The sequence below is a fragment of the uncultured Mailhella sp. genome (assembly GCF_944324615.1).
In the GTDB taxonomy this organism is placed as follows: Bacteria; Desulfobacterota; Desulfovibrionia; order Desulfovibrionales; family Desulfovibrionaceae; genus Mailhella.
In genome coordinates this window covers 1-26,920 of record NZ_CALUWY010000033.1, presented here as the reverse complement: position 1 = coordinate 26,920, position 26,920 = coordinate 1, and the positions used below count along the sequence as shown (strand labels likewise).

Below are 26,920 nucleotides of genomic sequence, written 5' to 3'. Positions count from 1 at the left end.
TTGTTGGCGCCCACGGTGCCGTCGGAGCCGAGGCCGAAGAACTTGCACTGCACGGTGCCGGCGGGCACGGTGTCGATGTCGGCGCCCACTTCGAGGGACAGGTTGGTCACGTCGTCATTGATGCCCACGGTGAAGTGGTTCTTGGGAGAGGCGACCAGCATGTTGTCGAACACGGCCTTGGCCATGGCAGGCGTGAATTCCTTGGAGCCCAGGCCGTAACGGCCGGCAAGAATCTTGGGGAAGACGCGGATCTGATCGCCGTGTTCCACAAAGGCGGTGCAGACGTCTTCATACAGAGGTTCGCCGAGGGAGCCGGGTTCCTTGGTGCGGTCGAGCACGGTCACGGTCTGCACGGTGGCGGGCATCACGTTCAGCATGTGCTGAGCGCTGAAGGGACGGAACAGACGGACCTTGACGATACCGACGCGTTCGCCCTGAGCGTTGAGGTAATCCACCACTTCTTCCATCACGTCGCAGGAAGAACCCATGGCGATGACCACGCGGTCGGCTTCGGGATCGCCGTAGTAGTCGAAGGGCTTGTAGTTGCGGCCGGTGATGGAGGCAACGCGCTTCATGGCGTCAACCACGATGGCCGGCACTTCGTTGTAGTAGGGGTTGCAGGCTTCGCGGTTCTGGAAGTAGATGTCGGGGTTCTGGGCGGTGCCGCGCTGATGCGGATGTTCGGGGTTCATGGCGTTGTCGCGGAACTCCTGCACCTTGTCCCAGTTCACCACCTTGCGAATGTCTTCGTAGTCGATGACTTCGATCTTGCGGATTTCGTGGGAGGTACGGAAACCGTCGAAGAAGTGGCAGAAGGGAACGCTGGAGTCGATGGCGGACAGGTGAGCCACCAGAGCGAGGTCCATGGATTCCTGGGGGTTGTTGGAGCAGAGGAAGGCGAAGCCGGTCTGACGGGCAGCCATGACGTCCTGATGATCGCCGAAGATGGACAGGGCGTGGGAGGCCAGGGCGCGGGCGGAAACATGGAAGACGCCGGGAAGAAGTTCACCGGCGATCTTGTAGATGTTGGGGATCATGAGAAGCAGGCCCTGAGAGGCGGTGAAGGTGGTGGTCAGCGCACCGGAAACCAGAGAGCCGTGCACGGCACCGGCGGCACCGGCTTCAGACTGCATTTCACGGATGGCGACAGTCTGGCCCATAAGGTTTTTCTGGCCTTTGGCAGACCATTCGTCGGCCAGTTCGCCCATGACGGACGAGGGCGTAATGGGGTAGATGGCGGCAACGTCGCTCAAGGCGTAGGCAACGTGCGCGGCGGCGGTATTGCCGTCCATAGTCTTCATGTGTTTAGCCATAAAGTCCTCCTCATAGGATGCCCGCCATGCGGCGGAAAAATGCCCGCGTGAAAACGCGGTAGTATGCCGAATCAGGCGAACGCAACAGGAACGGGCAGGCTCATCTCGCATGCCCTGCGATCGCACGGATGAAAACTAATACTGTTTGAGCAAACAATCAACCGTTTTTCCTCTCCCAAGATATCAAAAAACTCACGTTCCGTAAAGATGGGAGGACGGCGGGACGAAGGGGAAAAAGGGAAATTATCATTTACCAGTACCCCGGAAAGAGGCAAGGATGGCGGAGAGGACCTGCTTGCAGGCGAAAATCTCCGCGGACCGCGCGTCCGCGCAAGGGGGAAGTCATGGATTACAGCGATTCCGTCGACCGGCTCAGCCGTATTCTTGTCCGGGCGCATCGCGTCATTCAGGTGGAACTGCTCAGGCAGGGAGTGGATGATCTGGTTCCCTCCCACGGAGCGGTGCTGGAACATCTGCAACAGGCGGGCATGGCCCAGCCGGTGACGGAACTGGTGGTTGCCCTGAAGAGGCCGAAGTCGTCCATCACCAAGGCCACGGACAGTCTGGAAAAAGGGGGCTATGTGTTCAAGAAGCCCAACCCCGGCGACGGACGGAGTTATCTTGTGGGGCTTACACCGGCCGGAAGCGAGGCGCTTGTGCAGTTCCGCAGGGCCTATGCCACGCTGGAAAAGAGGCTGTTTGCGTCCATTTCCGAAGAGCGCCGGGAGGCGTGCATGCAGGTGCTGGCGGAGATGGAAGGCAACCTGGAAAAGTTTCTGTAGAGCGGCGGGAAGGATATCGTACGCCTCCGCCCGGGCAGAAGGGCCTGAAGGGGCCTCCGGGAACATGGTTCTCCCGGCAGAAAGAGGCGGGGCGTCTGCCGCGCATGTTCCGGCAAAAGAGACGCGCATGTTTTCCATGCCGCGCTCAGCTTACACCCGGCACGGCATCACGGAGGACGGATTCCTTCTTCTTGTCCGGTGCCGCCTGCACCGGTGGGGAAGGCCTTGCCGCAGGGCGGAAGGCGTGGGGCCTTGCCTGCGAGCCGCATTGTTTTATCTGGCGGGGAGAAGAAAAAGCCGGATTCCTGCCGGCCCATGTTCAGCTGCCCTGCGCAGGCGGGAAGTGCCGCCCGCGCAGGGCAGGAGCATGTTCCGCATGCCCGGAAAGGGGGCTCCTTTTTCCGGGCATTTTTGTCCTTTCAGCGCCTGCGGGAGCGTTCCGCAATGCCCATGAGGGCGTAGGTCAGGCTTGCGGCGGTGAAATCCGAAACGATGTGTCCTTCTCTGGGGGCGAGTTCCACAATGTCGAAACCCAGCAGGGTGCGGCCCGCCACGACTTTTTCCGCAAGCTCCAGGGCCTGATACCAGCCGAGCCCTCCGGGAACGGGAGTGCCTGTTTCCGGCATGATGGAAGGATCAAGGCCGTCCACGTCGAAGGTGATGAAGATATGTTCCGGAAAATCGTCGGGCAGGATGTTTTCGGGCATGCCTTTGCGGCAGAGCAGGGGGGCATCCCAGGCAACGACGCCGTGCTTTTTTCTGGCTTCCAGCTCTTCCTTGCAGAAAATGCGGTTGCCGAGCTGCACGAGGGGCAGTTCCAGATCCGAGACGGCGCGGCGCATGACGGAAGCGTGGCTCCAGCGGCTTCCTTCATAGCTGTCCCTGAGATCGGCATGGGCGTCGAACTGCACCACGCCGAAGGTGCCGAAACGTTCCTTCAGGGCCGCCATTTCTCCGTAGGTGAGGGAATGTTCCCCGCCGAGCACCACGGGCATGGCCCCCGCATCCAGTGCGGCGAGCACGGCCAGACGCACTTTGTTCATGACTTCTTCCGGGGTGCCGGAACAGTCCACGGGCTGCTGGGTGAAAATGCCCTGTTCTCCGGGAAAGCTCGTGCCGTCGTACAGTTCCAGCTGATCGGAGGCGTCAAGAATGGCTTCCGGGCCGTGCGCCGTGCCGCCCGCATAGCTTACCGTGGCTTCATAGGGCACGGGGATGACGTGAAAGCGCGCCTCGCCGGCGGGGCGGGCGGGCACTTCCGAAGACAGGAAGCGGTTTTCATATTCGTTCAGCATGGAAACTCCTGCGACAGGGTTGAGGTTGCCTGAAGGCGGCATCTTTAAAGGAAGCCGCCGGTCATACGGCCTAGACGGTTTCAGCAGAAAGGCCCCGTGCGTTTCCCGCACCGGGGAAGGGATGCCCGTTGATGGCGCGGGCAGAGTAACCCTGGAAAACGCTCCGTTTCAAGGAAAAACTTGGTCTGGCGCGGGCCGCGGCATGCCGGAAGGCGGCAGATATGGTTTCGCCCCGTGCGGGGCACGGGGCGAAAGCGTCAGTTCTGCGGAGCGGCCAGGCTCTTGTGGAAGATGCGCCGCATGTGGCGGCCCACCCACTGGCCGAAGTGGTCGAGGTACACATAGTACACCGGGGTGATGTACAGCGTGACGAGCTGGGAGAAGACAAGGCCGCCTGCCACACAGATGCCTATGGGCTGACGGGCTTCCGCACCCGTTGCACCGATGCCGAAGGCCAGGGGCAGAGCGCCCATGATGGCCGCGAGCGTGGTCATGAGGATGGGCCGGAAGCGGATGAGGCAGCCCTGCACGATGGCATCTTCCGTGCTCATGCTTCCGCTGCGTTCCGCGGCAAGGGCGAAGTCCAGCACCATGATGGCGTTTTTCTTCACGATGCCGATGAGCATGATGATGCCCACGAAGGCCGTCATGTTCAGTTCGGAATCGAACAGCCAGAGACAGAACAGCGCTCCGAAGCCTGCCGAGGGCAGACCGGAAAGGATGGTGATGGGGTGTATGAAGCTTTCATACAGAATGCCGAGCACGATGTAGATGAGGATGAGCGCCACGATGATGATGAGGATCATGTCGCGCACGGAATCCTGGAAGTCCTGCGCCGTGCCGGTAAGACTGCCGGACACGGAGGCGGGCAGAAGTTCCCCTGCCACACGTTCCACATCGGCCATGGCTTCGCCCATGGCGTAGCCTCCGGCCACGTTGAAGGAAACGCTCACGGCCGGGAACTGTCCTCTGTGGTTGACGGAAAGCGGGCCAGCCTCGAACTGCCGCGTGACCAGCGTTTCCAGAGGCACCAGCTTGCCCTTGCTGGAACGCAGGTAGATGCCGTCCAGAATGCTGGCGCTGTCCTGCAGTTCTCTCAGCACTTCCATCTTCACGGTGTAGTCGCTCACATCCGTGTAGATGGTGGAGATTTCGCGCGTGCCGAAGGCGGAATAGAGGGAGTTTTCAATCTGCGAGAGCGTCACCCCCAGCATGGTGGCCTTGTCTCTGTCCACAATGAGGCGGATGGAAGGGTTCATGAGCTGGAGGTCGGAGCCGACGTCGCGCACGCTCTTCACATGGTGCAGGGCTTCCTCCACCTTGCGGGCCGCGTCGTACAGTTCCTGGGTGTTGCTGCCCACGAGGGTGTAGTTGTAGATGCCGGTGCTGCTGCCGCCTGCGCCCTGCATGTTGGCGTTTCGCAGGGAAACCATGAGGGTGGGGTTGTTGCTGAGCGCCTTTCTGAGGCGTTCGATGACCACATTGATGTTTTCGCGTTCGGAGATGGGCTTCAGGCGCACCATGATGTTGGCGGTGTTGGTATCGGCTCTGGTGCCGCCGCCTATGGTGGTGGTGAAGCTTCGCACCGCGGGATCGGCCAGAATGATGGGGTGCAGTTCCTGCACGGCGCGGGTCAGGGCGTCGAAGGAAATGGATTCCTCGGCCTTGGCGAAAACGCGGATACGGCCGCCGTCGATGGCCGGGAAGTAGCCTGTGGGCACCAGGGTGGACAGCCACCATGTGGCCGCAATGAGCGCAAGCGATCCCAGGAAGGTGAGGAACTTGTGCCGCATGACGCAGTAGAGACTGCGCGAATAGAGGGAAAGCAGGCCTAAGAAGACCTTTTCCATGGCGGCCTTGATGCCGGAATGCTTGAGATGCACCGACTGATCCGTGAGGAAGATGGCGCTCATCATGGGCGTGAGGCTGATGGAAATGAAGAAGGAAATGGAAATGGCGATGATGATGACCGCCGCGAATTCAAAGAACATGCGGCCGGCCGTGCCGGGCAGAAAGAGCAGCGGAATGAACACCGTGCCCAGGGAAATGGTCATGGAAAGGATGGTGAAGCCGATTTCCCCCGCGCCGTCCATGGCCGCGTTCAGGGGCGATTTGCCCATTTCCCTGTGCCGTATGATGTTTTCCAGCATGACGATGGCGTCGTCCACCACAAAGCCCACCACCAGAATGAGCGCCATGAGCGACATGTTGTCGAGGCTGAACCCGGCAAAGAACATGAGGGGGAACGCCGCCACCACGGAGAGCGGCAGGGCGAGGCTGGGAATGATGGTGGCCATGCCGTCGCGCAGGAAGATGTAGATGACGAGCACCACCAGCAGTATGGTGAGCAGGAGGGTGAATTCCACCTCTTCCACGGATTCCTTGATGGGGATGGAGGTATCTTCCACCACATCCATGTTGATGGAGGGGGGCAGGGTGCTTTCAATGTCGGCGAGCATGTCGAGAATATCGCTCACGATCTGCACGGTATTGCCGCCGGGCTGGCGCGTCACCTGGACGATGACGCCGGGATCGCCGCTGATGAAGCTGGCCTGATTGGTTTCTTCCACGCCTTCTTCCACGTCGGCCACGTCGCTCAGGCGCACGGGAGCGCCGTTGCGCCAGGCAACCACGATTTTGGCGAAGTCCTCGGCCTTGACCAGGGAGCCGTTGTCCTTGATGTTGCGGATGCGGTCCGTGCCTTCCAGCTTGCCGGTGGGCAGGGTGACGTTGGCCGCGTCTATGCCGTTGCGGATTTCCTCCGCGCTGATGTCGCGGGCCTGCATGAGGTCGGGCCTGAGGTTCACGCGGACGGCGTAGCGCTTGGCGCCGCGCACGTCCGACTTGGAAACGCCGGCCACCATGGAAAGGCGCTGGGAAACATAGTTTTCCGCGTAGTCGGTGAGCTGCTGCCTCGTGAGGGTGTTGGAGGTGAGGGCTATCTGTATGACGGGCAGGGAATCAGGGTCCAGCTTCATGAAGCGGGGCATCTGCGTCATGGTTTCCGGCATGCGGGAATAGGCGATGGAAATGGCCGACTGCACGTCGAGCGCCGCGCCGTCGATATCTCTGTCAAGCTCGAATTCCACACGGACCATGGTGCGGCCGAGCTTGTTGGTGGAGGTCATGTTCTTGATGCTGGAAATGGTGGAAATCTGTTTTTCCAGCGGTTTGGCCACGGAGGTGGCCATGGTTTCCGGCGAAGCGCCGCTCAGCGTGGCGGAAACGATGATGACGGGATAGTCGATGTTGGGGTTTTCGCTCAGGGGCAGGCGCAGATAGCTCATCCAGCCGAAGATGAGTATGCCCATCATGAGCAGCGTGGTGGCGACGGGCCTTTTGATGAACAGGGCGGATATGTTCATGAGCGTTCTCCCACGGCGGGCACGAGAGCGGGCTCCTGCAGGCGTACGGGCATGCCGTCCTTCAGGCGTACATGCCCTTCAAGCACGACGGATTCGCCGCTGGCAAGGCCTTTGGATATGACGGTGACGCCGTCGTTTTCCACGTCCGTGTTCACAAGACGCACGCGCGCGGTCTTGTCTTCCCCCACCACATAGACGAAGGGGCCGTCCGGACCGAGAAGCACGGCACGGCTCGGTACGGTGACGGCGTTTCTTCTGGTGTCGAGCTTCAGACGCACGCGGAGAAATTCCCCGGGCCACAGGGAGGTGTCGCTGTTGGCAAAGCGGGCCTTGAGGGGCACGGTGCCGGTATCGGGATCCACGTTGCCCACAAAGATCACATCACCCTGAAGGGGCTTGCCGTCCTTGCTGGAGGCGGAAACCTGAAGCCCCGTGTCGCGCACGTTGCGCCGCACGAGGGGAAGATGCTTTTCCGGAATGCTGAAGGTGATGTCCGCAGGCTGGAAGGCATCCAGCACCACAAGCAGCGTCTGCGCCGTGAGCACGTTGCCCGTGTCCACCTTGATGTCGCCCGCTCTTCCGCTCATGGGGGCGCGCACTTCGCAATAGGAAAGGTCGAGTTCGGCCTTTTCCAGCGCCGCCTCATCCTCCCTCACGTCGGCCTGGGCGCTCACCATGGTCACGCGGGTGGCGTCGGTTTCCGCCGCACTGGAAAAGCCGCCTTTCTTCATTTTCAGGGAACGGGCATAGTCGTCCTGAGCCTTGGCAAGCTTGGCTCTGTCGCTTCCCAGTCTTGCCTGGGCCTGATGGAGCGCGATTTCATACGGCTCCTTTTCGATGACGAAAAGAAGCTGCCCCTGCTGCACGCGTTCACCGTCCTGAATAAGGGCCTTCTGCAGTTCCCCGCCCGTGCGCGAAACGATGTTGACCGTGGCGGAAGGTTCCACCGTGCCCACGGCTTCTATCATATAGGGCACATCTTTGGTTTCGGAGACGGCAAGCGTGACCAGCGCCGAACGTACAGCGGGTTTCTGGGCTTCCCGTTTTTCGCCGGAGCAGGCAGAAAGCAGCGCGGCGCAGACAATGCAGAGGAGAATTCGAGCGGACATGGGCACTCCTGGCGAAATTTACAGGGATTACTCTATCATCTATACGAAGAGAGAATTTTTCCTGTCAAGGAAGATGCGGAACTATTTTCTTTCAAAAGCTTGCACGCGGTGTCGGCGTTTTCTGCCCGCCTGCTGCAGCCTGCCCCGGGGCGGATACGACGCTCCGCCGTCGGTACCGGGAAAGGCGCAGGACATTCTGCAGATCTGCCGGGAGGCTCAGGACTTCGTGTTCAAATCCTTCTGCACGAGATGCGCCATCTGCCGGCAGATGCCCATGAAGATATCCATTTCATGGCGGCGCAGATCCGCCCTGTCGAAGAAGCGGGCCAGGGGCAGGAAGAAATGTTCCGGGTTGTCTCTGGGAATGGTGCCTATATCCATGAGCATGTTTTTGAAGGCATGGAAGAAGAATTCCCGCTCCTCACCGGTGACGCGGCGGGACAGGCTGGGGTGGCTGTCGATGCGCGCGGTATCGGGCAGGGCCAGGTAGCATTCATAGATCATGAGCAGCACCGCCTGCGCGAGATTCAGGGAAGAGGCGTCGGGCGCGGTGGGAATGGTGACGAGCCTGCCGCAGTGTTCGAGGTCTTCATTGCTGAGCCCGCGGTCTTCGGGGCCGAACATGATGGCCACCTCTTCGCCCAGAGCGAGGCGCTCTGCAATTTCCGCCGCAGCCTGCCGGGGCATGATGAGCTGCTGACGCGCGCCCCCGGTGCGGGCCGTGGTGCCGACAACCAGGGTGCAGGGGGCCACGGCGTCGTGCACGGAGGAGGTGACGGTGATGGAGTCGAGCAGGGGGCGGCCCTGACTCGTGGCCGTGGGAAGGGCCTTGTCGTAATCCCAGCGGCGCGGCTCGGCAAGGTAGAGGGGGGCGTGTCCGAAGTTGGCGGAGGCACGGGCGGCCATGCCGATGTTTTCCGGGAAGTTGGTGCGCACCAGCACGAGGCGCAGTTTCTGCATCATGGCGGCGATGTCGGAGGCTGATTTCATGGTGTTTTCGGGCAGAAGGCCCGCTCCTTTTTTATGGATGCGTTGTTATGGTTGAAGAGGGGAACATCCGGGAATCCTCATGCAAAAGCATGCCGGCCCCGGCTTTTGGGGCACTTATACGCTCTCAGGCCAGATGTGCGCGGCCGTGAGGGCCAGCATGGCCATGCCCAGACCGAACTTGATGACCATGCCGAGAAATCTGCCCACGAACGCGCCCTGCGCGGCCCGCAGGGCCGGAGCCCAGGGCTGGCGGCGCAGAAGAAGCTCGGCCAGCAGGCACCCTGTCCAGGCCCCGAGAAGCGCGCCGAATACCGCCCCCAGTCCCAGGAGAAAGGGCGCGCCCAGCACGGCGCCCGCAATGGTGCCTATCATGCCGCAGATGGTGGAGACTTTTGAGGAACCGTATCTTCTGGCCCCCCAGAGCTGTGCGCCGAATTCCACCACTTCCCCGGCCACGGCAAGGCCGATGAACAGCAGGAAGAACAGGGTGTCCAGCCCGCTTTGAGGGACAAGAAAGGCCCATGCCGCGACAAGCGCCACCATGGCCCAGTTGCCGGGCAGGGTGACGAGGTTGAGCAGCACGCAGATGAAAAGGGCCAGGAGAAGAAGAGTGGCGAAAAAGACGCTCATGCCCCGGCCTTCTGCGAAAGTCCGAAGCAGAGGCCGAAGCAGCGCTCAAAACCTTCTCTTGAGGGGGAGACCAGCCTTCCCATGCCCTGCAGCGCCTGCCTCTGCGGCCCGAATATCCATGTAGGGCGGAAGCCCTCGGCTTCGGCGGGAAAATCTCCGCAGATGCAGCCGTGGCCGCCTTCCGCGCGCACCTTTTCATCGGGGAGCCAGTTCAGGCGAAGATCATTCAGATCGGCCAGAAGCGCATCGCGGCTTATGCCCGCATGCTGTTCGTAGAGGCCGAGAAGTTTTTCCTGATAGATCATGAAGGCCTGAATGTGTTTTTCCCCGGCCCAGAGAACGGTCACGCCTTCCTGCCAGGAGCGGTCGCGCACTCTTTCAAGACTCAGGGCGCAGAGCACGGCGGCCGCGCCGCTGTCCGCACCGAGTACGGGGCCGAAGACCTTTTCCGCCTCGGCCATGAGAGGGGCCGCTTCCCATCCGGGAGCATTGTCCCTCAGGAAATGTTCCGCACATCCTCCGGTCCGGTGCAGTTCCTCCCTCCAGCGCGCCATGCGCGCCGCGCGGGCTTCTTCCTTGTTGGAGGCGTCGTTCATGCTGCACACAAGGGTGAGCTTCGGCATGGGCAGGGCGGATTGTTTCAGAAATTCCAGCGCGCCGGCCACAGGCTGTTCCGGCGCGAGAAGGGCGCCGGGCCAGGCGGAAGGTTCCACGCCGGGCAGGGCGAGAAGAACCGCCGTGCGGCGGCTTCCGTTATCCAGAAAAAGAGTCGGCTCCGCGAGGGGGGCGCCGTTCATCATGATGGAATCGGACATGGTTTGCTCGATGCGCGAGGCCGGAGTGCGCCTTGCGCCTTCGTTGACGAAATGGTGACGCTGCGGGGCGGCCGGCACAGGTTCTTCGTGTCTCAGGGAGCACGGATTCTGACCCCCGTCCCGGTTCTGCGTATATTTCCCTGTCTCTTTCGATGCAAGAGGTAAGGAGCCGGAAGAGAGGGATGCGGAAGAAAGCCGGTACGGCCGGGGAAAAAATGCCGGTCTGCAACAGGACAGAAAGCCGTGCCGGTTGCCCGGCACGGCTCGGATAATCTACAGCAGCGAACCGTTCCAGTTGAATTCGCTGGTACGCCGCAGAGGCGGCATGTTGGGCGGGAGGTTCTCCTCCAGTCTGGCGAAGAAGGCATAACCGGCGGCTTCCAGTTCCTGCCTGTGGGCGGAAAGGTCCATGGGCCACGCCGGGTACATCCACAGATTGTGCCCGTAATTGCGCGCCCAGAAGGCTTCGCCCTTGGGGCTGAAGAAGGCCTCGTTCGCCTTGACCTGATTCATGCCGTGGCGCGATATGCCCACCGGCCAGTATCCAGAAAGCACCATGCCCATGGGCAGACAGCACTGTCTGGGAAGGGCCAGATAGTCTTCGCCGGAAAGCTCGGGGCTGGCAAAGGCCGCTTCAAAGCCCATCTTTGCAAGAACGGCCACGGCCGCAGGATTGGAGACGTTGCAGAAGGGGCCGGCCGTGAGGTGCGGACGGCGCTTTTCGTCCTCCAGGGGGAAGAGCCCGGCCTGCCACGGTGCGTTGCAGACGAAATGCGTGGCTCCGCCGCGCAGGGCCTCCACGATGAGGCGCTGCCACAGGGCGCTTTCATCCGGCCAGATGACGGGGGGCAGCCACCAGGAAATGCGCGGCATGACGGTGCGCGAGACGGCGCGCACGGTGTTTGCGGACATCCACAGCGCCGTCATGACGGAGCGGGAGGAACGCGTTTCGCGGCCCTGCGGAAGGCTGGAACGCACCAGATAATCCTGCTGACGGCGCGCGCGGACGGGGCGGGGCAGGTGCGGCGTCCATTCCACAAGGGGGCTTTCCACCTTGCGGCACGCCTCCAGCTTCTTTTCCCAGTCCTGAAGAATATGCACAAGCTCAGGTTCCCTGCGGTCGATGAGGAAGACGGGAACGCCGGACCTGGGCATTTTGTGGCGGGCAAGGCGCAGGGTGCAGGTTCCGGCCTTGGGCGTGCGCCGCGTCACCGGAACGGTGTCGTGCCAGGGTTCGTCTTCATAGCCTATGCGGAGCAGGTCCTTGGGCAGAAGTTCCAGCCGGGGCTTGATGAAGGGCAGAGAAGGCACGCCGTTTTTCTTTTCAAACTGTATCTTGCCCACGAGCATGCCGGAACTTGTGGGTTCGTCGGGCGTGGAGACGCGGGCGTCCTTCTGCGGCAGGAAGCGGGCGCGGGTGACGGGACGGCCCAGCGCCATTTCCAGAAGGGCTTCGGCGTCCTTCTTGGCATGGGGCCAGTCGGGAGTGCCCAGCGCGTCGAGCAGCATGCGGTAGGCCGCCACCACATGATACACATAGTGGGGGCCCTTCTTGCGGCCTTCGATCTTGAGACTGCGGACATGGGGAATTTCCGCCAGAGTCTTGACCAGCACGTCCAGCGAAAGGTCCTGACAGGAGAAGAAACGGCCTTCGCGGCCTTTCTGCTTGTAGATGCGGCGGCAGGGCTGCACGCAGCGGCCGCGCAGACCGCTCTTGCCGCCGAGATAGCTCGACCAGTAGCAGCGGCCGGACACGCACCAGCACAGCGCCCCGTGGATGAACATTTCAAAGTCCATGCCTTCGGGGGCTTCCTCGTCCATCTGCCGGATTTCGTCGATGGAAAGCTCGCGGGGCAGCACCACGCGCTGCACGCCGAGCTTCTGCACGGCCTCAAGATCGCGGGGGTGGGAGATGTTGGCGAGGGTGGAAAGGTGCAGTTCGCCTTCAAAACCGGCCTGCCGCGCCACGTCGATGAGGCCTATGTCCTGAATGATGAGGCCGTGGGGCTGGGCATCCCGCTGGAGGCGCTTGATGAGCCTGCCGGCGGAAAGGATGTCGCTTCCCTTGATGAGGGAGTTGAAGGCCACATAAATCTTGCGGCCGTTTTTGTTGGCCAGATCCACCATGCGCGCGAGTTCGGTGGTGCTGAAGTTTTCCGCGCCCGCGCGGGCGGAGAAATTCTTGAGTCCGAGGTAGGTGGCGTCCGCGCCGGCGGCCATGCCTGCGAGGAAGCAGGACATGTCGCCGGCGGGAGCCAGAAGTTCAGGCAGAGAGCTTTGTATCATGAGATCCTATGCTGACGGGTGACCTCCGGCACATTTCTGCCTGGCCACGGCCATCATGAGTTTTATCCGGTTTATCTGGTTCACTTCACTCGCGCCGGGGTCGTAGTCCACGGCGGCGATGTTGGCTTCGGGGAAGCGGCGCTTGAGTTCCTTGATGACGCCCTTGCCCGTGATGTGGTTGGGCAGACAGCCGAAAGGCTGCATGCAGAGAATGTTGCGTATGCGCCCGTGCAGCAGTTCCATCATTTCCGCGGTGAGCAGCCAGCCTTCGCCGGTCTGCTGCCCGAGGGAAACCACGCCGTTCACCTGTTCGCGCAGCTTGCGGAACGGAAGCGGGGGAGAGAATCTCCTGCTGCGTGCAAGCACGAACCTGAGCGGCAGACGCAGGGTCAGAAGGGCGCGCAGCAGCAGGTTGCTCATCGTCGCACGGCCCATGCTGCCGTTGTGGTGCTGCCAACGATACACTTCATCGTACAATCCGTACAGAATAAAATCGGTGAAATCGGGCATGACGGCTTCGCCGCCTTCCGCTTCCACGACCTTGACCGCGTTGTTGTTGGCGTCGGGATGATACTTCAAAAGGATTTCACCCACAAGTCCGACTCTGGGCCTGCGGGGCTCATCCCTGAGGGGCAGGGCGTCGAAATCGCGCACCAGTTCGCCGAGATGGCGGTAGGTGCGGCGCAGCGCGCCTTCGCGGATGTCCTTGTCGAGCACGTCCGCCCAGCGCGAGGCCAGTTCCTCGGCGCTGCCCTTTCTGCTTTCATAGGGCCTTGTGCGGTACAGAAGGCGCATGAGCGTATCGCCGCACAGAAGCGCCTGCACGCCGCGCAGAAGCATGCGTCCCGTGACGCGGAAGCCGGGGTTGCGGCCCAGGCCCGCCAGGTTGAAGGAGATCACGGGAATGTCGGTCAGGCCGCATTCCCTGAGCGCCTTGTACAGGAAGCCTATGTAGTTGGTGGCACGGCAGCCGCCGCCCGTCTGGGACAGGATGAGCGCAATGCGGTGCCTGTCGTACTTGCCGCTCTGTATGGCGTGGAGAAGCTGGCCGATGACGGTGATGGCCGGGTAGCAGGCATCGTTGTTCACATGGCGCAGCCCCTCTTCCACGGCCTCGCGGGAAACGGACTGCAGAAGTTCCGCCTTGTAGCCGCAGGCGTGGAGCATGGAGGGCAGGAACTGGAAGTGGATGGGAGACATCTGCGGGATGAGGATGGTGTGGGTCTCCCGCATTTCTTCCGTGAAGTCCGGGGGAAGCCAGTTGTCGTCTTCCATGGGCGCCATGGGCAGCACCGTGGCGAATTCCGGAAGATTCGTCTGAGCATGATGATGCCTGCGTTCCTTCATGGTGGCGAGCAGGGACCGCACGCGGATGCGCGCCGCGCCGAGGTTCGCGCCCTCGTCGATCTTGATCTGGGTGTAGAGCCTGCCGGAACCGGCGAGGATCTCTTCCACCTGGTCGGCCGTCACGGCGTCGAGCCCGCAGCCGAAGGAGACGAGCTGCACCAGAGAGACCTGATCGGACTGCGCGGCATAGGCCGCCGCCCGGTACAGTCTTGCATGGAAGGTCCACTGATCCACCACGCGCAGTTTCCCCGGATCGGGCATGAGATGCGCCACGGAATCTTCCGTGAGCACGGCAAGACCGGAAGCGGTGATGAGGTCGGGAATGCCGTGATGGACTTCCGGGTCCACATGGTAGGGGTGCCCGGCCAGAATGATGCCCATCTTGCCGGTCTTCTTGAGGAAGTCCAGCACCTCACGGCCCTTTTCCTTCAAGTCATCCTTGAACTTTTTCTCTTCGCGGAAGGCTTCTTCCAGCGCTTCCTGCAGTTCGGCACGCGGAATGTTGCGGAAAAGATCGAGCTGGAGGAGCATGTTGAGCAGTCCGTCCAGTTCCACGGGGAGGAAGGGGCAGATAAGTTCCACGCCCTGTTCCCGCAGTTTTTCCACGTTGTTTTTCAGAAGTTCGGGGTAGCCGCCCACCACAGGGCAGTTGTAGCGGTTGTCCTGGGTGAAGAATTCTTTCCGCTCAAAGGCGATGCAGGGATAGAAGATGCGGTGCACGTCCTTCTGGATGAGGTCCATGATGTGGCCGTGGCTGAGCTTGGCCGGGTAGCACACCGTCTGCGACGGTATGGTGGCCATGCCCTTGGCGAACATCTTCTTGGAGGAGGGGGCGGAAAGCACCACGCGGAAGCCCAGCTTCGTGAACAGCGTGAACCACATGGGGTAGTCTTCATACATGTTCAGCACGCGGGGGATGCCTATGGTGCCGCGCGGGGCCTTGTCGGGCGTGAGCGGCGTATAGTGCCCGAACAGCCTCTTGTACTTGTAGTCGAAGAGGTTGGGCAGGCTTTCATCCGAAGCGCTCTTGCCCGCGCCGCGTTCGCAGCGGTTGCCGGACACGAAGCGCGAGCCGTCGGAGAAGCGGTTCACGGTGAGCAGGCAGTGGTTGGAGCAGCCCTTGCACCTTGTCACGTTGCGTTCCGCATGGAAGGCGGCGAGCTCTTCGCGGGAAAGCAGGGTGGAACCGGCCGGGGATTCGTTTTCCTTGGCGATGAGGGCCGCGCCGAAGGCGCCCATGAGCCCGGCGATGTCCAGACGCAGCACTTCACGGCCGATGCTGAGTTCCAGAGCGCGCAGCAGCGCGTCGTTCTTGAAGGAACCGCCCTGGGCGATGACGTGTTCCCCGAGTTCCTCGGGGCTGGATATCTTGATGACCTTGTAAAGGGCGTTCTTCACCACGGAGTAGGAAAGCCCGGCGGCGATGTCGCCCACGGAACGGCCTTCCTTCTGCGCCTGCTTGACGCGCGAGTTCATGAACACGGTGCAGCGCGTGCCGAGATCCACGGGCTTTTCGGCATGCAGGGCCTCATCCACGAAGGTGGGCAGATCCATGCCCAGGGACTTGGCAAAGGTCTCGATGAAGGAACCGCATCCTGCGGAGCAGGCTTCGTTGAGCTGTATGCGGTCCACCATGCCGTCCTTCACATGGAGGCACTTGATGTCCTGCCCGCCGATGTCGAGCACGAAGGTGACTTCGGGCAGGAAGAACTGCGCGGCCTTGCAGTGGGCCAGGGTTTCCACCTCGTCCACGTCGGCGTGAAGCCCCGCACGGAGCAGTCCGCCGCCGTAGCCCGTGACGCCCGCCGAGGCGATGCGCGCATGGGGGGGAAGCATGGCGTAGATGTCCGTGAGGATCTGCACCGCGGCTTCCAGCGGGCGGCCCTGACTCGGAGCGTAGGTGTGGTAGAGAATGCGGCCTTTTTCGTCGGTCAGCACGGATTTGATGGTGGTGGAACCCGCGTCGATGCCGAGATAGACGGGAGCAGGGTGCTCTCTGCTGCCGGAAAGATCGTCGAAGGTGACGCGCTCGGCCACATGATTGTTGTGCCTTTCGCGGAAGGCGCGGAGTTCTTCCTCGCTCTTGAAAAGAGGAGGCAGGGACACTTCGTCGGAGACATGGGAGCCCGTGGTCAGTTTTTCAGCAAGAGCCGACAGCTCTTCGGCTGTCCATACACGCTCTCCAACCTGCTGCTCGTCACCGGGAAGCTCGTGCTGAAAAACGGAATGCATGGCCGTGCCCATGGCCACGAAGTATTCCGCATAGGGCGGGAACACGGCATTTTCTTCCGAAAGGGCCAGAGTTTCCACAAAGCGCTGTCGCAGACTGCCGAGGAAGGCCAGAGGTCCGCCGAGGAAGGCAACCTTGCCTTCTATGGCGCGACCGCAGGCAAGACCGCTGACGGCCTGTTCCACCACGGCCTGGAAAATGGAGGCGGCAATATCTTCACGCGCGCAGCCTTCATTAAGGAGGGGGAGAATGTCCGTTTTTGCGAACACGCCGCAGCGTGAAGCGATGGGGTAGATGGTGTGGCTTTTTGCGGCCAGCTCATTGAGGCCTGCGGCGTCGGTGTTGAGAAACGCCGCCATCTGGTCGATGAAGGCGCCCGTGCCCCCGGCGCAGGTTTCGTTCATGCGCTGTTCCACACCGCCGGTGAAGAAGGTGATCTTCGCGTCTTCCCCGCCGAGTTCGATGGTGACATCCACGTCGGGAATGCGGCGGCGGATGCTCTCCGCCGAAGCGATGACTTCCTGAACAAAGGGAATGCCCAGTTCTTCGGTAAGGGAAATGGCGCCGGAACCGGTGGCGGCCAGCGTGAAGGTATGGCCGGAGAGCCCTCCGTCGGCAAGCGCCTCACGGAAGAGTTGAGCCACAGTGGAGCGCACATCGGAAAGATGGCGCTGGTAGCGCGCATAAAGCACGCGGGTAGACGGGTCGAGAACAACAAGCTTCACCGTGGTGGAGCCGATATCAAGACCAATAGCCAAGGTCGACCTTGTATCCATACAAGACACCCTGAGGGAATCGAACGACCTCACCATAAGGGAAAGGCCGGAAAAAGGCAAGCGCGGGGAAAGGTTTTCTCCGCAGGGGACGGGGTTTCAGCAGAAGCGGGCCGCCGGACACGGAAGGGAAGGGCGGTCCGGGCCGCATGGCGGCGCGAGGCGCCGCGCACAAGGCGGCCGGTACGGGCTCCTGTCAGGGAAAGGGGCCTTCCCGGAAGAAAAAAAGCCCCCGCTTCACGGGGGCTGAACATGCGTTCTGCAAGGTTTTCATTGGGTGATGCCAAGGGCCGCCAGCGCCAGGCGCGCGGCCTCCTGTTCGGCGCGTTTCAGGCTTCCGCCTTCGGCAATGAAGCTTCTTCCGTCGGAAAGCTCCAGCTGCACGCGGAAGGTCTTGGCGTGTTCCGGCCCCGTGCTGGAAAGGGGCATGTACACGGGCAGGGAATGCAGCTGGGCCTGGGTGGCCTCCTGAAGGCGCGTCTTGTAATCCTTGCTTTTTTTGTCGCTTTCCGGGTCCGGCCATTTGCCTGCGTAGAGGCGGTGGATCAGGGCCGAGGCCTCCTCGTGCCCGCCGTCCAGATACACGGCGCCGAGCACGGCTTCCATGGCGTCGGCAATGAGGGCGGCCCTTTCCCGTCCGCCCTGCGCCTCTTCGCCGCGGCCCATGAACAGCATCTCGCCGAGGCCCAGGCCGCGGGCCAGTTCCGCAAGCTTGCCTTCGCTCACCAGGCGGGAGCGCAGGCGCGTCATGCCGCCTTCCCTTTCCTTGGGAAAGCGCAGATAGATTTCATGGGACACATTGACTTCCAGCACGGCGTCGCCCAGAAATTCCAGCCGTTCGTTGTGAACGGTGTTGTGCTCATTGGCCCACGAGCTGTGGGTCAGCGCCGTGGCCAGAAGCGAAATGTCGTGAAAGTGATACCGGAGGCGCGCTTCAAGCTCCGAAAGGCGTTTCAACGTGTCTGGGGAAAAGGCGGTCCTTTGCATGGCAAACTCCTCGTACCGGAAAGAAATAGGCCTACATGGAGCAATTGGCAATAGCCTCCCGGCCGACTTGACAAGAAGGCCGGTACTTCCTACTTATCTACCACACCATTCAAGGAGTCCTGCTATGGCCTATGATATTCGTCTTGTAAAAATCGTGTCCGGTGAACTCATCATCGGCAAATTCGACGCCGAAGCCAACGCCCTGACCGACGTCGCCATCATGCAGACCGTGCCCACTCAGCAGGGCGTCCAGCTCATGATGCTGCCCTACGGCTATCCCTTCGATCAGGAATTCAACGGCCGCATCGAGGCCAAGCATTTCCTCTTCGAATATTCCCACACCCCGCAGGAAGTGCAGGACAAGTATCTGGAAGCCTGCTCCAAGCTCTCCCTTTCTTCCGGCGGCCTGAACCCCAATCCCCAGCAGGGCGGCTCCGGCCTCATCCTGTAGTTTTTCCGCCGTATTGTGCATGAAAAAAGAGCTTCCGGCCATGCCGGAGGCTCTTTTTTTACTCCTTCCGGAGTGTCGTGCAAAAAACGTTGCCTGCAAAAAATGCGCGGCAGGGAAAGGGCCGGTGCCGCCCCGAAGGTACATGACCGGCCTTCAGGTGCAGGGCTGCGGCTTTTGGGAAGGCTGCGGAAAAAACGGCCTCAGGGAAGGCATGCCTGAGAGGCCGGGGAGAGGGGCGGCAAGGCGCCGGGCTGTACTACAAAGCGGTGAGCATGTACTTCCGCACAAGGGCGCGGGCCGCGTCGCGGCAGGCTTCGTCCGTTTCATTCTGGGCGGAAAGGCGCAGCAGGGGCATGGCCTCGGCCACGAACTCCGGCCTTGCCTCCAGAAGGCGGGCAATGGCGTGATAGCAGGAAATGCGCAGAGGCGCATGGTCGCAGAACCCGGTGCTCTTTTCCTCCGGCGCGTCGTAGATATAGTGGAGCAGCACCCTGCGGAAGGTGTCGGCCAGAGGCGGCACCTGGGCCAGCGTTTCCGCGAAGGCTTCGGGAATGCCCCAGCCTATGTTGCCGGATTCCTCGTTCATGTGCCACATGAAGCGGCGCACGATGTTTTTTGCATCTTCCGGGGAAACCTTGTAGAGGTCGGCCATGACTCCGCCCATGGCGAAGGCGGCGCGTTCCGCCGTGGTTCCCCCTTCCGTGAGGCAGGCGAAAAGCGCGTTGGCCAGGGAAATGGGCGCGGCCTGGCCGCATTCCGGGGGAAGAGGCTGATCCTTGGACCAAGATTCGCTGCGGAACCACGCGCGCAGCGTGTTTTTCAGTGAGCGGAAACGGGGCATGGGGGGTACTCCTTCTTGCATGGGGCAACATACTATGGATGCCCGGGCCATGTCCAGTTTTCCCGGTTTTTCGGACCCCGTGCAATTGGGGCTTGACAGAAAGGCGATTACAGGACAATTATTCGAGTTCCTGTTGCGCTAACCAGCCCCGCCATGCGGGGAATTACTTGGAGGATTCCTATGAGCAAAGTTCTTCAGAACGCCGTTAAGACCGAAGCCGGTGTTGAAGTGAACGGCATTCTTGTTCAGCCCGTCGTCGAAAACTGCAGCGGCTGCGATCGCGTCTGCGAATTTGAAGGCCAGCAGTTCTGCTCCAGCTACCCCATGCCCGCCAAGAAGTGGGCCTCCGGCAAGTGCAACTTCGCCACCCACATCAAGGTGGAAGTTGCCGCCAAGGCCAAGGTCAACCCTCTGAAGGCTTCCAAGCGTGCCGCCAAGGGTCACTAGGCCGTACACGTTTTCTCAGGGCCTTACGGCCTGATCCGGCCGTGCGGCGGGGTGCCCTGTGCATCTCGCGGCGCTTTTCCGTGCAGGAGAAGCGCCTTTCGCCTTTTCTTTCCGGCCTTTCCACCGGGCATTGCATGCGCGATGCCCGGTGTTAGGCGTTTAATGGAGTTCTTATGTCTCTGGAACAAAAGAATGCGATGCTTGAGGCGCTTTCCGGCAGTGCCGAACGTGTTTTTGAACTGCAAAGCGCCATGACGGCCATGCGCGCCCTCGGCCCCGGCAACGGCGGGGACGGGGAACAGAACAAGGCCGATTACCTTGAAACGTGGCTCCGTTCCTTCGGCATTGACGACATTGAACATGTGGACGCCCCCGACAGCCGGGTTTCTTCCGGCAGAAGGCCCAACCTTATCGTGAGAATTCCGGGCCGCACTTCGCGTACGCTGTGGATACTGGGCCACATGGACGTGGTGCCCGCCGGGGAGGAAAGCCTGTGGCATACCGACCCGTGGACCGTGACGCGCGATGAGAAGGATCCGGACCTCATCTACGGCCGCGGCGTGGAAGACAATCAGCAGGCCATTGTATGCGGCTGCCTGCTTGCGGCGGCCATGAAGGAAAGGAACATCGTGCCCGAACTCGGCCTGGGGCTTATTTTCGTTTCCGATGAGGAAACGGGCAATGCCTTCGGCATACAGCATCTTTTCCGCGAAAAGCCCGATTTCATCGCCGAGGGCGACCTTGTCATGGTGCCGGATTCCGGCAGTGCCGACGGCCGCTTCATTGAAATTGCGGAAAAAGGCATTCTGTGGCTGCGCGTCGTCGTGGAAGGCCGTCAGTGCCATGCCTCCCGCCCCGACGACGGCAACAACGCCCTGACTGCGGCCGCCGCCATGATTCTGGGCGCCTCCGACGTGGAAAAGCGCTTTTCCGCCAGAGACGGCCTCTTCTCGCCCGACCGCTCCACCTTCACGCCCACCCGGCATGAGGCCAACGTGCCCAATGTGAACACCATTCCCGGCCGGGAAGTGTTTTACATCGACTGCCGCGTGCTGCCCTGCTATTCGCTGGAGGAAGTGCTTTCCGCCTTCCGTGCGCTGGGGGATGAGGTGGCCGGAACGTACGGCGTCCGCGTGGAGGTGGAACCCTTCATGCAGGAACCTGCGGCTGCTCCCACGCCGGAAGACAGCGCCGTGGTTTCGAGCCTGAAAAAGGCCGTGAAGGAAGTGCTGGGCGTGGACTGCACCTGCGGCGGCATCGGCGGTTCCACCGTGGCCGTCAACTTCCGTGAACGCGGCGTTCCCGCCGTGGTGTGGTCGCTTATTTTTGAAAACTGCCACGCGCCCAATGAAGCCGCACGCATCTCCTTTGCCATCAAGGAAGCTCAGGTCTACGCATCCATGCTTTTCGACGCATAAGACGAGGTATCGCCATGCGCTGCATACAGGTCGTCAATGTCCGCTGGTACAATGCCACCGCCTGGTACGGGGTGACGCTCGCGCACTGTCTTCAGAAGGCGGGGCATGAATCCCTTGTGGCCGGGCTTGCCGGAACGCCTCCGCTGGAAAAGGCGAAGGAAATGGGGCTGCCTGTGGTGGCGCTGCCCTTCAATTCCCAGTCTCCGGTCAGGCTGGCGGAACTCTGGCGCGGCATGGGCTCTCTTGTGCGCGAGTTCAGGCCCGATGTGGTCAACTGCCACCGGGGCGAGGCCTTCGTGTTGTGGGCGCTCATGAAAAAGCTCCATCCCTTCACGCTGGTGCGTACCCGAGGGGATCGCCGTCTGCCCCGGGGCGGCCTGGTGAACCGCTGGCTGCACTGTTCGGCCGCCGATGCCGTCATTGCCACCAACAGCCTCATGACCCGGCATTTTGCCGAGGTGCTGCATGTTCCCTCCTCCCGCCTGCATACCATTCTGGGCGGTGTGGACACGGAACGCTTCCATGCCGACGCAGCGGCGCGCAGGCTCATGCGGCAGCGTTACGGCTACGGCGAAGACCATATCGTCATGGGCCTTCTCGGCCGCATGGACAGCGTGAAGGGCATAAGAGAAAGCATTGAGGCTCTTGCCCTTGCGCGAAAGCTTTCTCCTCTGGCGCAGCGGCTCCGCTTCCTTGTCATCGGCTTTGATTCCGAATTCAGCACGGCCGACGTGGCCCGCTGGACAAGGGAACAGGGCCTGGGGGATCTCGGAGAGATCGTTACCGTGACGGGAAAGGTGGAACATCCCGAAGCCGTCATTTCCGCCCTCGATTTCGGCATTCTGGCTTCTCTCGGTTCGGAGGCCATTGCCAGAGCGGCTCTGGAAATCATGGCCTGCGGGGTGCCCCTCATCTCTTCCACCACGGGCGTCATGCCCGACCTTGTGCCGGATTTCTGCAGCTTTGCTCCCGGCGATACGCAGGCCATGGCGGAACGCATGGTACAGGCGCTGGATGCAGAGTGGCGCAGGGAACTTGCCCGGATATGCCTTGAACGCATTTTCCAGGGCGGCCTGAGGCTGGAGGATTTTCTTTCCGCCACGCTGAAGGTGTATGAGCAGGCCTCACGCCGGGCCTGAAAATATGCGGTAAAAAAAGCCCGTCCGTTTTTGAGCGGACGGGCTTTTTTCACGGGCGGCGCGCCTCCCGCAGAGGTTTGCGGCAGGGGGACGGCCCCGGCGGGCCTGCGGCCGCGTCAATATTCCGTTTCATAGGCGCGTGTCCATGTATCGGAGCGGACAAGGTGCGGATCATAGCGGTTTTCTTCAAAGAAATCCTGAAGAGGGTATCCCAGCAGCACAAGGCCCGCAGGACGCACCATGCCCGGCAGGCCGAAGGCCTTCATGAAGGCTTGCTCTCTGGCTTCCACGGGATGGATGCCGCACCACAGGGACCCTATGCCCAGGGCCCGCGCGGCAAGCATGAGGTTTTCCGCCGCGGCGGCGCAGTCCTGCGGCCAGAACACCGTCTGCGGGGAAGCCGAGGTGTCGCAGCAGAGCAGTATTGCCAGCGGAGCTTCCCGAGCCGGCCCTGCGGAAGGATGGAGCGCGGGCAGCTGGTCGAGCCTGTCTCTCTGGGCAATGACGATGAAGCGGCGGGTCTGCGCGTTTTCCGAAGCGGGGGCGGCAAAGGCGGCTCTGAGCAGGATTTCCTGCGTGTGTCCGTCGATGGGGCGTGGGGAAAATCTGCGTATGCTGCGCCTTGTGAAAATGGCGGTGAGTGCGTCCGTGCTTTCCATGGCTTCTCCTTTTTGTTCAGCATACGGCAAAGAAGGAGAAGGGAAAGGGAGCGGGGACATGATACTCATGTCCTGCATGAGTATCACGCCTTATGAGGAAGCTTCCTCTTCCGGAGCGCGCTCCCACAGGGTGAGGGCGCGGCATACTTCCGCCTTTTCCGGGCTTCTCTGTATGGAATGGAGTCTGGCGCAGGGGGCGGGGCGGCCGAACACCGTTTCCGGCGCGCCTGCGGGAACGGCGGCGGGTGCGCACAGGCATTCCAGCTCTTCCTGAGGGAAGCTTTCCGCCCGGAAGGTGATGTCCACGAGGCGCGGTGTCAGCGGCTCTTTCCAGCCGTGGAGCAGGGCCGGGGCGGGCGGCATGTTTTCCAGAATCCAGGCAAGGTAGCGCGTATTGTTCACATGGCCGTTGATGTCCAGATCGTCCCTGCGCACGCGGATCGGGCAGGACGATGCCTCCTCCTGCCGGATGCGGGGGATGACGCGGCAGGCAAAGGCCTCGCAGGGGCGCGGGGCTGAGGGGTATCGGGGCGCGAGTTCTTCGGGAAGATGCGCCATGCTGCGGCTTGTCAGTTCCATGACCGACCATGCGCTGCTGCCCGTCACGATGAGCTTTTCCTTTTCGTCATAGACTTCGTAGCCACGGTGCCCGAACCTGTCCATGGTGGAGGGCCAGGTACGGATGCACAGTTCTTCTCCCGCGCGGGGGAGCCTTGCAATGCGCAGGGCAAGGCGGGTGAGCACCCAGGTGAGGTTGTAGGCAAGAAGCGCCTGTTCGCCGAATCCCAGAGCGTCGGCGTTTCTTCCCGCCGCCTCCTGAAGCCAGTTCCCCAGAGAAGGGAGCGTGGCTACGCCATTTTCACCGATTTCTCCATAGCGGACCATGAGACGCAGTTCGGAAGCGTTGTCCGCAGGGATGGATATTCCGGGCATGATGTGCCTCATCGCAGGCCGGACCGGTTGCCCGGGCCGGACATGTCTTCCGCGCTCCTTGCGCGGGTCAGTAGTTTTTCTTCCATTCCAGGCCCACTTCCGTTCTGGTGGAGGAAGTCTTGGCCTGGGCTTCCACGCCGGGGAAAAGTTCTATTTCCACCACGGCGTCTGTTTCACTTTCCTTTCCCAGCCCCTGTTCCACGCCCACATACACGTTGTCGCGCACATAGGTGCCCATTTCCAGCGAGGTTCTGGACGTGTCGGAGTCGTTTGTACCGTCGTTGTCGGAATTGAACTTGAGCACATCCAGCCCGAATATCCTGCGGCCGAGGTCCATGACGCCTCCGCCGCCGAATCCGGCCAGTTCCGCCGCGCCTGCCGCAAGCTGAAGGGCCTGGACATGGCTGAGGGAGTTTGCCTCCTTGCCGAACATGATGCGGGAAAGAATTTCGTCCTTGGGCAGTTCCGGCTCGCTGGAAAGAAGGATTTCCGGCCGGGAGGCCGTGCCGCTCAGGGTGATGTCGGCCGTGACATCGCTGGAGCTGTAGGCCATGACCACGTTCAGCACGGGGCTCACGGGCCAGCCGCCGTCGAAGGTGATTTCCCCTTCGGACAGCTTGAAGCGCCTGCCGAGAATGTCCAGCGTGCCGCGCACGGCCTGCATGCCTCCTGTCACCCCCGGCCGGGTGAGGGGGCCGCGCAGGCGTATGTCGCCCTTCCATTCGCATTCCAGCCCGTAGCCCCGGATGAAGAGCTGGTTGGGAATGTGGATGCGCACGTTGAGCCTGCCCGGAATCGCGGGGACTTCTTCCTTTTTCACATCTCCCGGCTCCTCGATGGGCAGGGTGACGATGTCTCCGCCGGGGAGTCTGGAAAGCTGCACCTGCCCCTTGTCCACGGTGATGTCGGCGCGTACGGAGGGGGCCGAAGCCGTGCCGGTCACGGCCAGCGTGCCGGAGAGCATGATGCTTGCGTCCTGCCTGCGCAGGGGCGAAAGGTGGTTGATCCGCCCCTGAACGTCGAGCGCCAGGCTTGAAGGTTCGAGCCAGCCGGAGAGGTTCACCGTACCTTTGCGGTTGTCGTCCGCAGAGAAGGTGAATTCCAGCCTGTTGCCGGAGTCCTTTTTCAGATTCAGCCTGTCGGCCGCGGCATGCAGGCGCATGTGCCGCAGTTCCACGCCCTGCGCGATGTCGGCGAAGCTTCCGTTGTCGAGATCGGCGGCAAGGGTGAGCAGCGGGGCTGAGGGTGATCCGGAAATTACGGCATCCAGATGCAGACTGCCGGAAAGCCGCTGATCCGCCACGGGCACCAGCTTCCAGAGCTGCGCCAGTTCGCCGGAAAGGGTGATGTTTCCCCTCAGGCGGCCTTTCATGTCGGGCATGGGCACGGATCCGGAAGCGGCCAGAGGAAGGCTCAGGTCGGCGTTCAGGGTATCCAGCCCCAGAGCACTGCGGCTTTTTTCCGGCATGGTGAAGGCGAGGTTGAGGGTGCGACCTTTGCCGGATACGGCAAGATTTCCGGCAAGTTCCCCGTCGAGAGGCGGCAGGGAGGAGCCGGGAATCAGGATATCTTTAAAGTTTAACATGAAGTTTCCCGAAGGCTTCTGCAGCGTGCCCGCAACACGGACGCGGCCGTCCACCATGCCCCTGGGCAGATCGGGAAGAAGCGCGCCCAGGCGTGCAAGGTCGAGCCCCTGCAGCGAGGCCGTGATGTCGGCCTTCTTCGGCGTCCAGGAGCCGGAAAGCGCCAGCGTGCCGGAGGGAAGAAAAGAGAGCGACAGGGAGGGGAAGGACACGCGTTCCTTCTGAAAGCGGATGGTGGCCGGAGCGTTCAGGCGCAGTCCCGCCCCTTCGGAGCCTGCAACGCCGACAAGGGCGGGCGACACTTCGGCTTCCAGCGTCTGAAGAAAGATTTCTTCCGGTTTCCAGCGCAGACTTACCCGGGAGCGGATGTCGCCGTGGCTTTCGGCACGGGCCTGAAGGCCCTTTTCGCCGCCTTTCACCGAGGCGGAGACACGGGCGAGGGAAAGCCCCGGAAGAGAGAAGGAACGCAGGCCTGCGTCAAGGTCGATATCGGGCCTGCCCCACAGATTCTTTGCCTTGAGACGGGTCTTCAGGCCCGCAAGGGCGATATGTTCCCTGTCGGCCTTGATGTTCAGCCGTTCAAGGGTTCCCTGCCAGTCCAGCCCCTGCCCCTGCCGGGAAGAGAGCTTCAGCTCCAGATTCAGGGGGGAACCTGTGATGGTCATGCCCGAGAGACGGGCAAGGGGAGTCCATTGCCGCACCTGAAGGCGCAGGCTTCCGTCCAGGTCGGGCAGGGGAATGCCCGCAAGCGCCGCCACGCTGCCTTGTTCCGGAAGAGGAGCGGAAAAGGGCATGTGCGCGCGGAGGGAGCCTTCAAGCGCATTGTCTTCCAGATGCAGGGAAAGCCTGTCCAGTGAGAGCAGCATGCCCGGCCCCTTGTCGCCGCTGTTTTCCTCCACACTCCAGGAACTGTTCAGCAGAAGCTTCTGCCCGTTGGCCAGGAGGGAGGAATCGATGTTTCCGGCAAGGAGGGGGGATGCGGGCGGAACATTTCCGGCCTCCGGCGCGGCGGCTTCGCCCTGTGCCTGCACGCCGGCGAAAAGACGCGGCATTTCTTCCAGCAGGCGGGGAATGTCCGCACGGGGGACATCGAGTGCGGCATGGGCCTTTTCCAGTTTCAGGCCGGGGAGCGTGAGCTTTTCGCCGGAAAGGGCGAGATGCGTCGAGAGCGCGTCCATGGTGCCGGATATGTCCGCCGTAAGTGAGGCGCCTCCCGAAAGATCGGGGGAAAGATCGGCGCTGTCTTCCAGCATGCCTTCGGCATGGAGCGTCACCCGGGCATCGGGGGAGATCGTCTTGCCGGGCAGGGTGACTTCTCCCGAGGCCTTTGCCTGAAGGCGTTCCGCCAGCAGGGCGGCTTCCTCCAGCGTGGCGGTCAGACTGTCCGTTCCCATGCGGAGCGTGGCGGTGGTGGAAAGGGCGCATGCCCTGCCGAAAAGGGCGGCAGGCACCTCTTCCTTCCATGTCATGTCGGAAAGCTTCAGGTCGGCCTTTGCGTGCAGGCTGAGTTCCTCGCTTTTTTCCGCC

Annotated in this window: 19 protein-coding genes; 5 read left to right on the top strand and 14 right to left on the bottom strand. The window is 62.0% G+C overall.

The window, feature by feature from the left end:
• The coding region (locus Q0K07_RS08265) for a transketolase C-terminal domain-containing protein (protein ID WP_367178876.1) at positions 1 to 1,313 on the bottom strand (1,313 nt) is incomplete at its 3' end.
• 344 nt (positions 1,314 to 1,657) lie between these two features.
• Here Q0K07_RS08265 and Q0K07_RS08260 point away from each other — a divergent pair.
• Positions 1,658 to 2,095: a MarR family transcriptional regulator gene (locus Q0K07_RS08260; RefSeq protein WP_294558373.1), complete on the top strand. Its 438-nt coding sequence runs from the start codon at positions 1,658 to 1,660 to the stop codon at positions 2,093 to 2,095.
• A gap of 419 nt (positions 2,096 to 2,514) precedes the next feature.
• On the opposite strand, the gene speB is transcribed toward Q0K07_RS08260, so the two are convergent.
• The 9 genes from speB to rnc form a co-directional block, all read right to left on the bottom strand.
• Complete coding sequence (gene speB / locus Q0K07_RS08255; RefSeq protein ID WP_294558372.1) at positions 2,515 to 3,390, bottom strand: agmatinase; 876 nt, start codon at positions 3,388 to 3,390, stop codon at positions 2,515 to 2,517.
• A gap of 257 nt (positions 3,391 to 3,647) precedes the next feature.
• A complete protein-coding gene (locus tag Q0K07_RS08250; RefSeq protein ID WP_294558371.1) occupies positions 3,648 to 6,755 on the bottom strand; it encodes an efflux RND transporter permease subunit in 3,108 nt (1,035 codons plus the stop codon).
• A complete protein-coding gene (locus Q0K07_RS08245) occupies positions 6,752 to 7,864 on the bottom strand; it encodes an efflux RND transporter periplasmic adaptor subunit (RefSeq protein WP_294558370.1) in 1,113 nt (370 codons plus the stop codon). The genes Q0K07_RS08250 and Q0K07_RS08245 overlap by 4 nt, the downstream gene beginning before the upstream one ends.
• Positions 7,865 to 8,080: 216 nt before the next feature.
• The gene (locus tag Q0K07_RS08240; RefSeq protein ID WP_294558369.1) at positions 8,081 to 8,854 is read right to left on the bottom strand and encodes an RNA methyltransferase; all 774 of its coding nucleotides are present in this window, start codon (positions 8,852 to 8,854) and stop codon (positions 8,081 to 8,083) included.
• Positions 8,855 to 8,968: 114 nt separating this feature from the next.
• Entirely contained in the window at positions 8,969 to 9,484 is a 516-nt protein-coding gene (locus Q0K07_RS08235) for a DUF456 domain-containing protein (protein WP_294558368.1), read from the bottom strand.
• Positions 9,481 to 10,377, bottom strand: coding sequence for a DUF1786 family protein (locus Q0K07_RS08230; RefSeq protein WP_294558367.1), 897 nt, complete (start codon positions 10,375 to 10,377; stop codon positions 9,481 to 9,483). The genes Q0K07_RS08235 and Q0K07_RS08230 overlap by 4 nt, the downstream gene beginning before the upstream one ends.
• 195 nt (positions 10,378 to 10,572) lie before the next feature.
• On the bottom strand, positions 10,573 to 12,585 hold the full coding sequence (locus Q0K07_RS08225) for a peptidase U32 family protein (RefSeq protein ID WP_294558366.1): 2,013 nt from the start codon (positions 12,583 to 12,585) through the stop codon (positions 10,573 to 10,575).
• Positions 12,586 to 12,591: 6 nt separating this feature from the next.
• The gene (locus Q0K07_RS08220) at positions 12,592 to 16,938 is read right to left on the bottom strand and encodes a 2-hydroxyacyl-CoA dehydratase (protein WP_294558365.1); all 4,347 of its coding nucleotides are present in this window, start codon (positions 16,936 to 16,938) and stop codon (positions 12,592 to 12,594) included.
• A gap of 267 nt (positions 16,939 to 17,205) precedes the next feature.
• Positions 17,206 to 17,922: a ribonuclease III gene (rnc, locus tag Q0K07_RS08215; protein ID WP_294558364.1), complete on the bottom strand. Its 717-nt coding sequence runs from the start codon at positions 17,920 to 17,922 to the stop codon at positions 17,206 to 17,208.
• Positions 17,923 to 18,046: 124 nt separating this feature from the next.
• Between rnc and Q0K07_RS08210 the strand changes: the two genes are divergently transcribed.
• A complete protein-coding gene (locus tag Q0K07_RS08210) occupies positions 18,047 to 18,373 on the top strand; it encodes a hypothetical protein (RefSeq protein WP_294558363.1) in 327 nt (108 codons plus the stop codon).
• A gap of 256 nt (positions 18,374 to 18,629) precedes the next feature.
• Here the strand turns inward: Q0K07_RS08210 and Q0K07_RS08205 are convergent, their stop codons facing one another.
• A complete protein-coding gene (locus Q0K07_RS08205; protein WP_294558362.1) occupies positions 18,630 to 19,214 on the bottom strand; it encodes a DVU0298 family protein in 585 nt (194 codons plus the stop codon).
• A 180-nt stretch (positions 19,215 to 19,394) separates the two neighbouring features.
• On the opposite strand from Q0K07_RS08205, the gene Q0K07_RS08200 reads away from it, so the two are divergent.
• The 3 genes from Q0K07_RS08200 (at position 19,395) to Q0K07_RS08190 (ending at position 22,218) form a co-directional block, all read left to right on the top strand.
• Positions 19,395 to 19,661, top strand: coding sequence for a PxxKW family cysteine-rich protein (locus tag Q0K07_RS08200; RefSeq protein ID WP_294558361.1), 267 nt, complete (start codon positions 19,395 to 19,397; stop codon positions 19,659 to 19,661).
• 173 nt (positions 19,662 to 19,834) lie between these two features.
• Positions 19,835 to 21,079 carry a M20 family metallo-hydrolase gene (locus tag Q0K07_RS08195; RefSeq protein ID WP_294558360.1) on the top strand — a complete coding sequence of 415 codons (1,245 nt, stop codon included), beginning with the start codon at positions 19,835 to 19,837 and terminating at the stop codon, positions 21,077 to 21,079.
• 14 nt (positions 21,080 to 21,093) lie between these two features.
• Positions 21,094 to 22,218 carry a glycosyltransferase family 4 protein gene (locus tag Q0K07_RS08190; protein ID WP_294558359.1) on the top strand — a complete coding sequence of 375 codons (1,125 nt, stop codon included), beginning with the start codon at positions 21,094 to 21,096 and terminating at the stop codon, positions 22,216 to 22,218.
• A gap of 116 nt (positions 22,219 to 22,334) precedes the next feature.
• On the opposite strand, the gene Q0K07_RS08185 is transcribed toward Q0K07_RS08190, so the two are convergent.
• The 3 genes from Q0K07_RS08185 to Q0K07_RS08175 form a co-directional block, all read right to left on the bottom strand.
• Positions 22,335 to 22,877: a nitroreductase family protein gene (locus Q0K07_RS08185; protein ID WP_294558358.1), complete on the bottom strand. Its 543-nt coding sequence runs from the start codon at positions 22,875 to 22,877 to the stop codon at positions 22,335 to 22,337.
• Between the two features lie 90 nt (positions 22,878 to 22,967).
• On the bottom strand, positions 22,968 to 23,810 hold the full coding sequence (locus Q0K07_RS08180; RefSeq protein ID WP_294558357.1) for an acyl-ACP thioesterase domain-containing protein: 843 nt from the start codon (positions 23,808 to 23,810) through the stop codon (positions 22,968 to 22,970).
• Between the two features lie 67 nt (positions 23,811 to 23,877).
• Positions 23,878 to 26,920 (bottom strand): translocation/assembly module TamB domain-containing protein (locus Q0K07_RS08175; protein WP_294558356.1); only part of this gene is annotated, 3,043 nt, incomplete at its 5' end.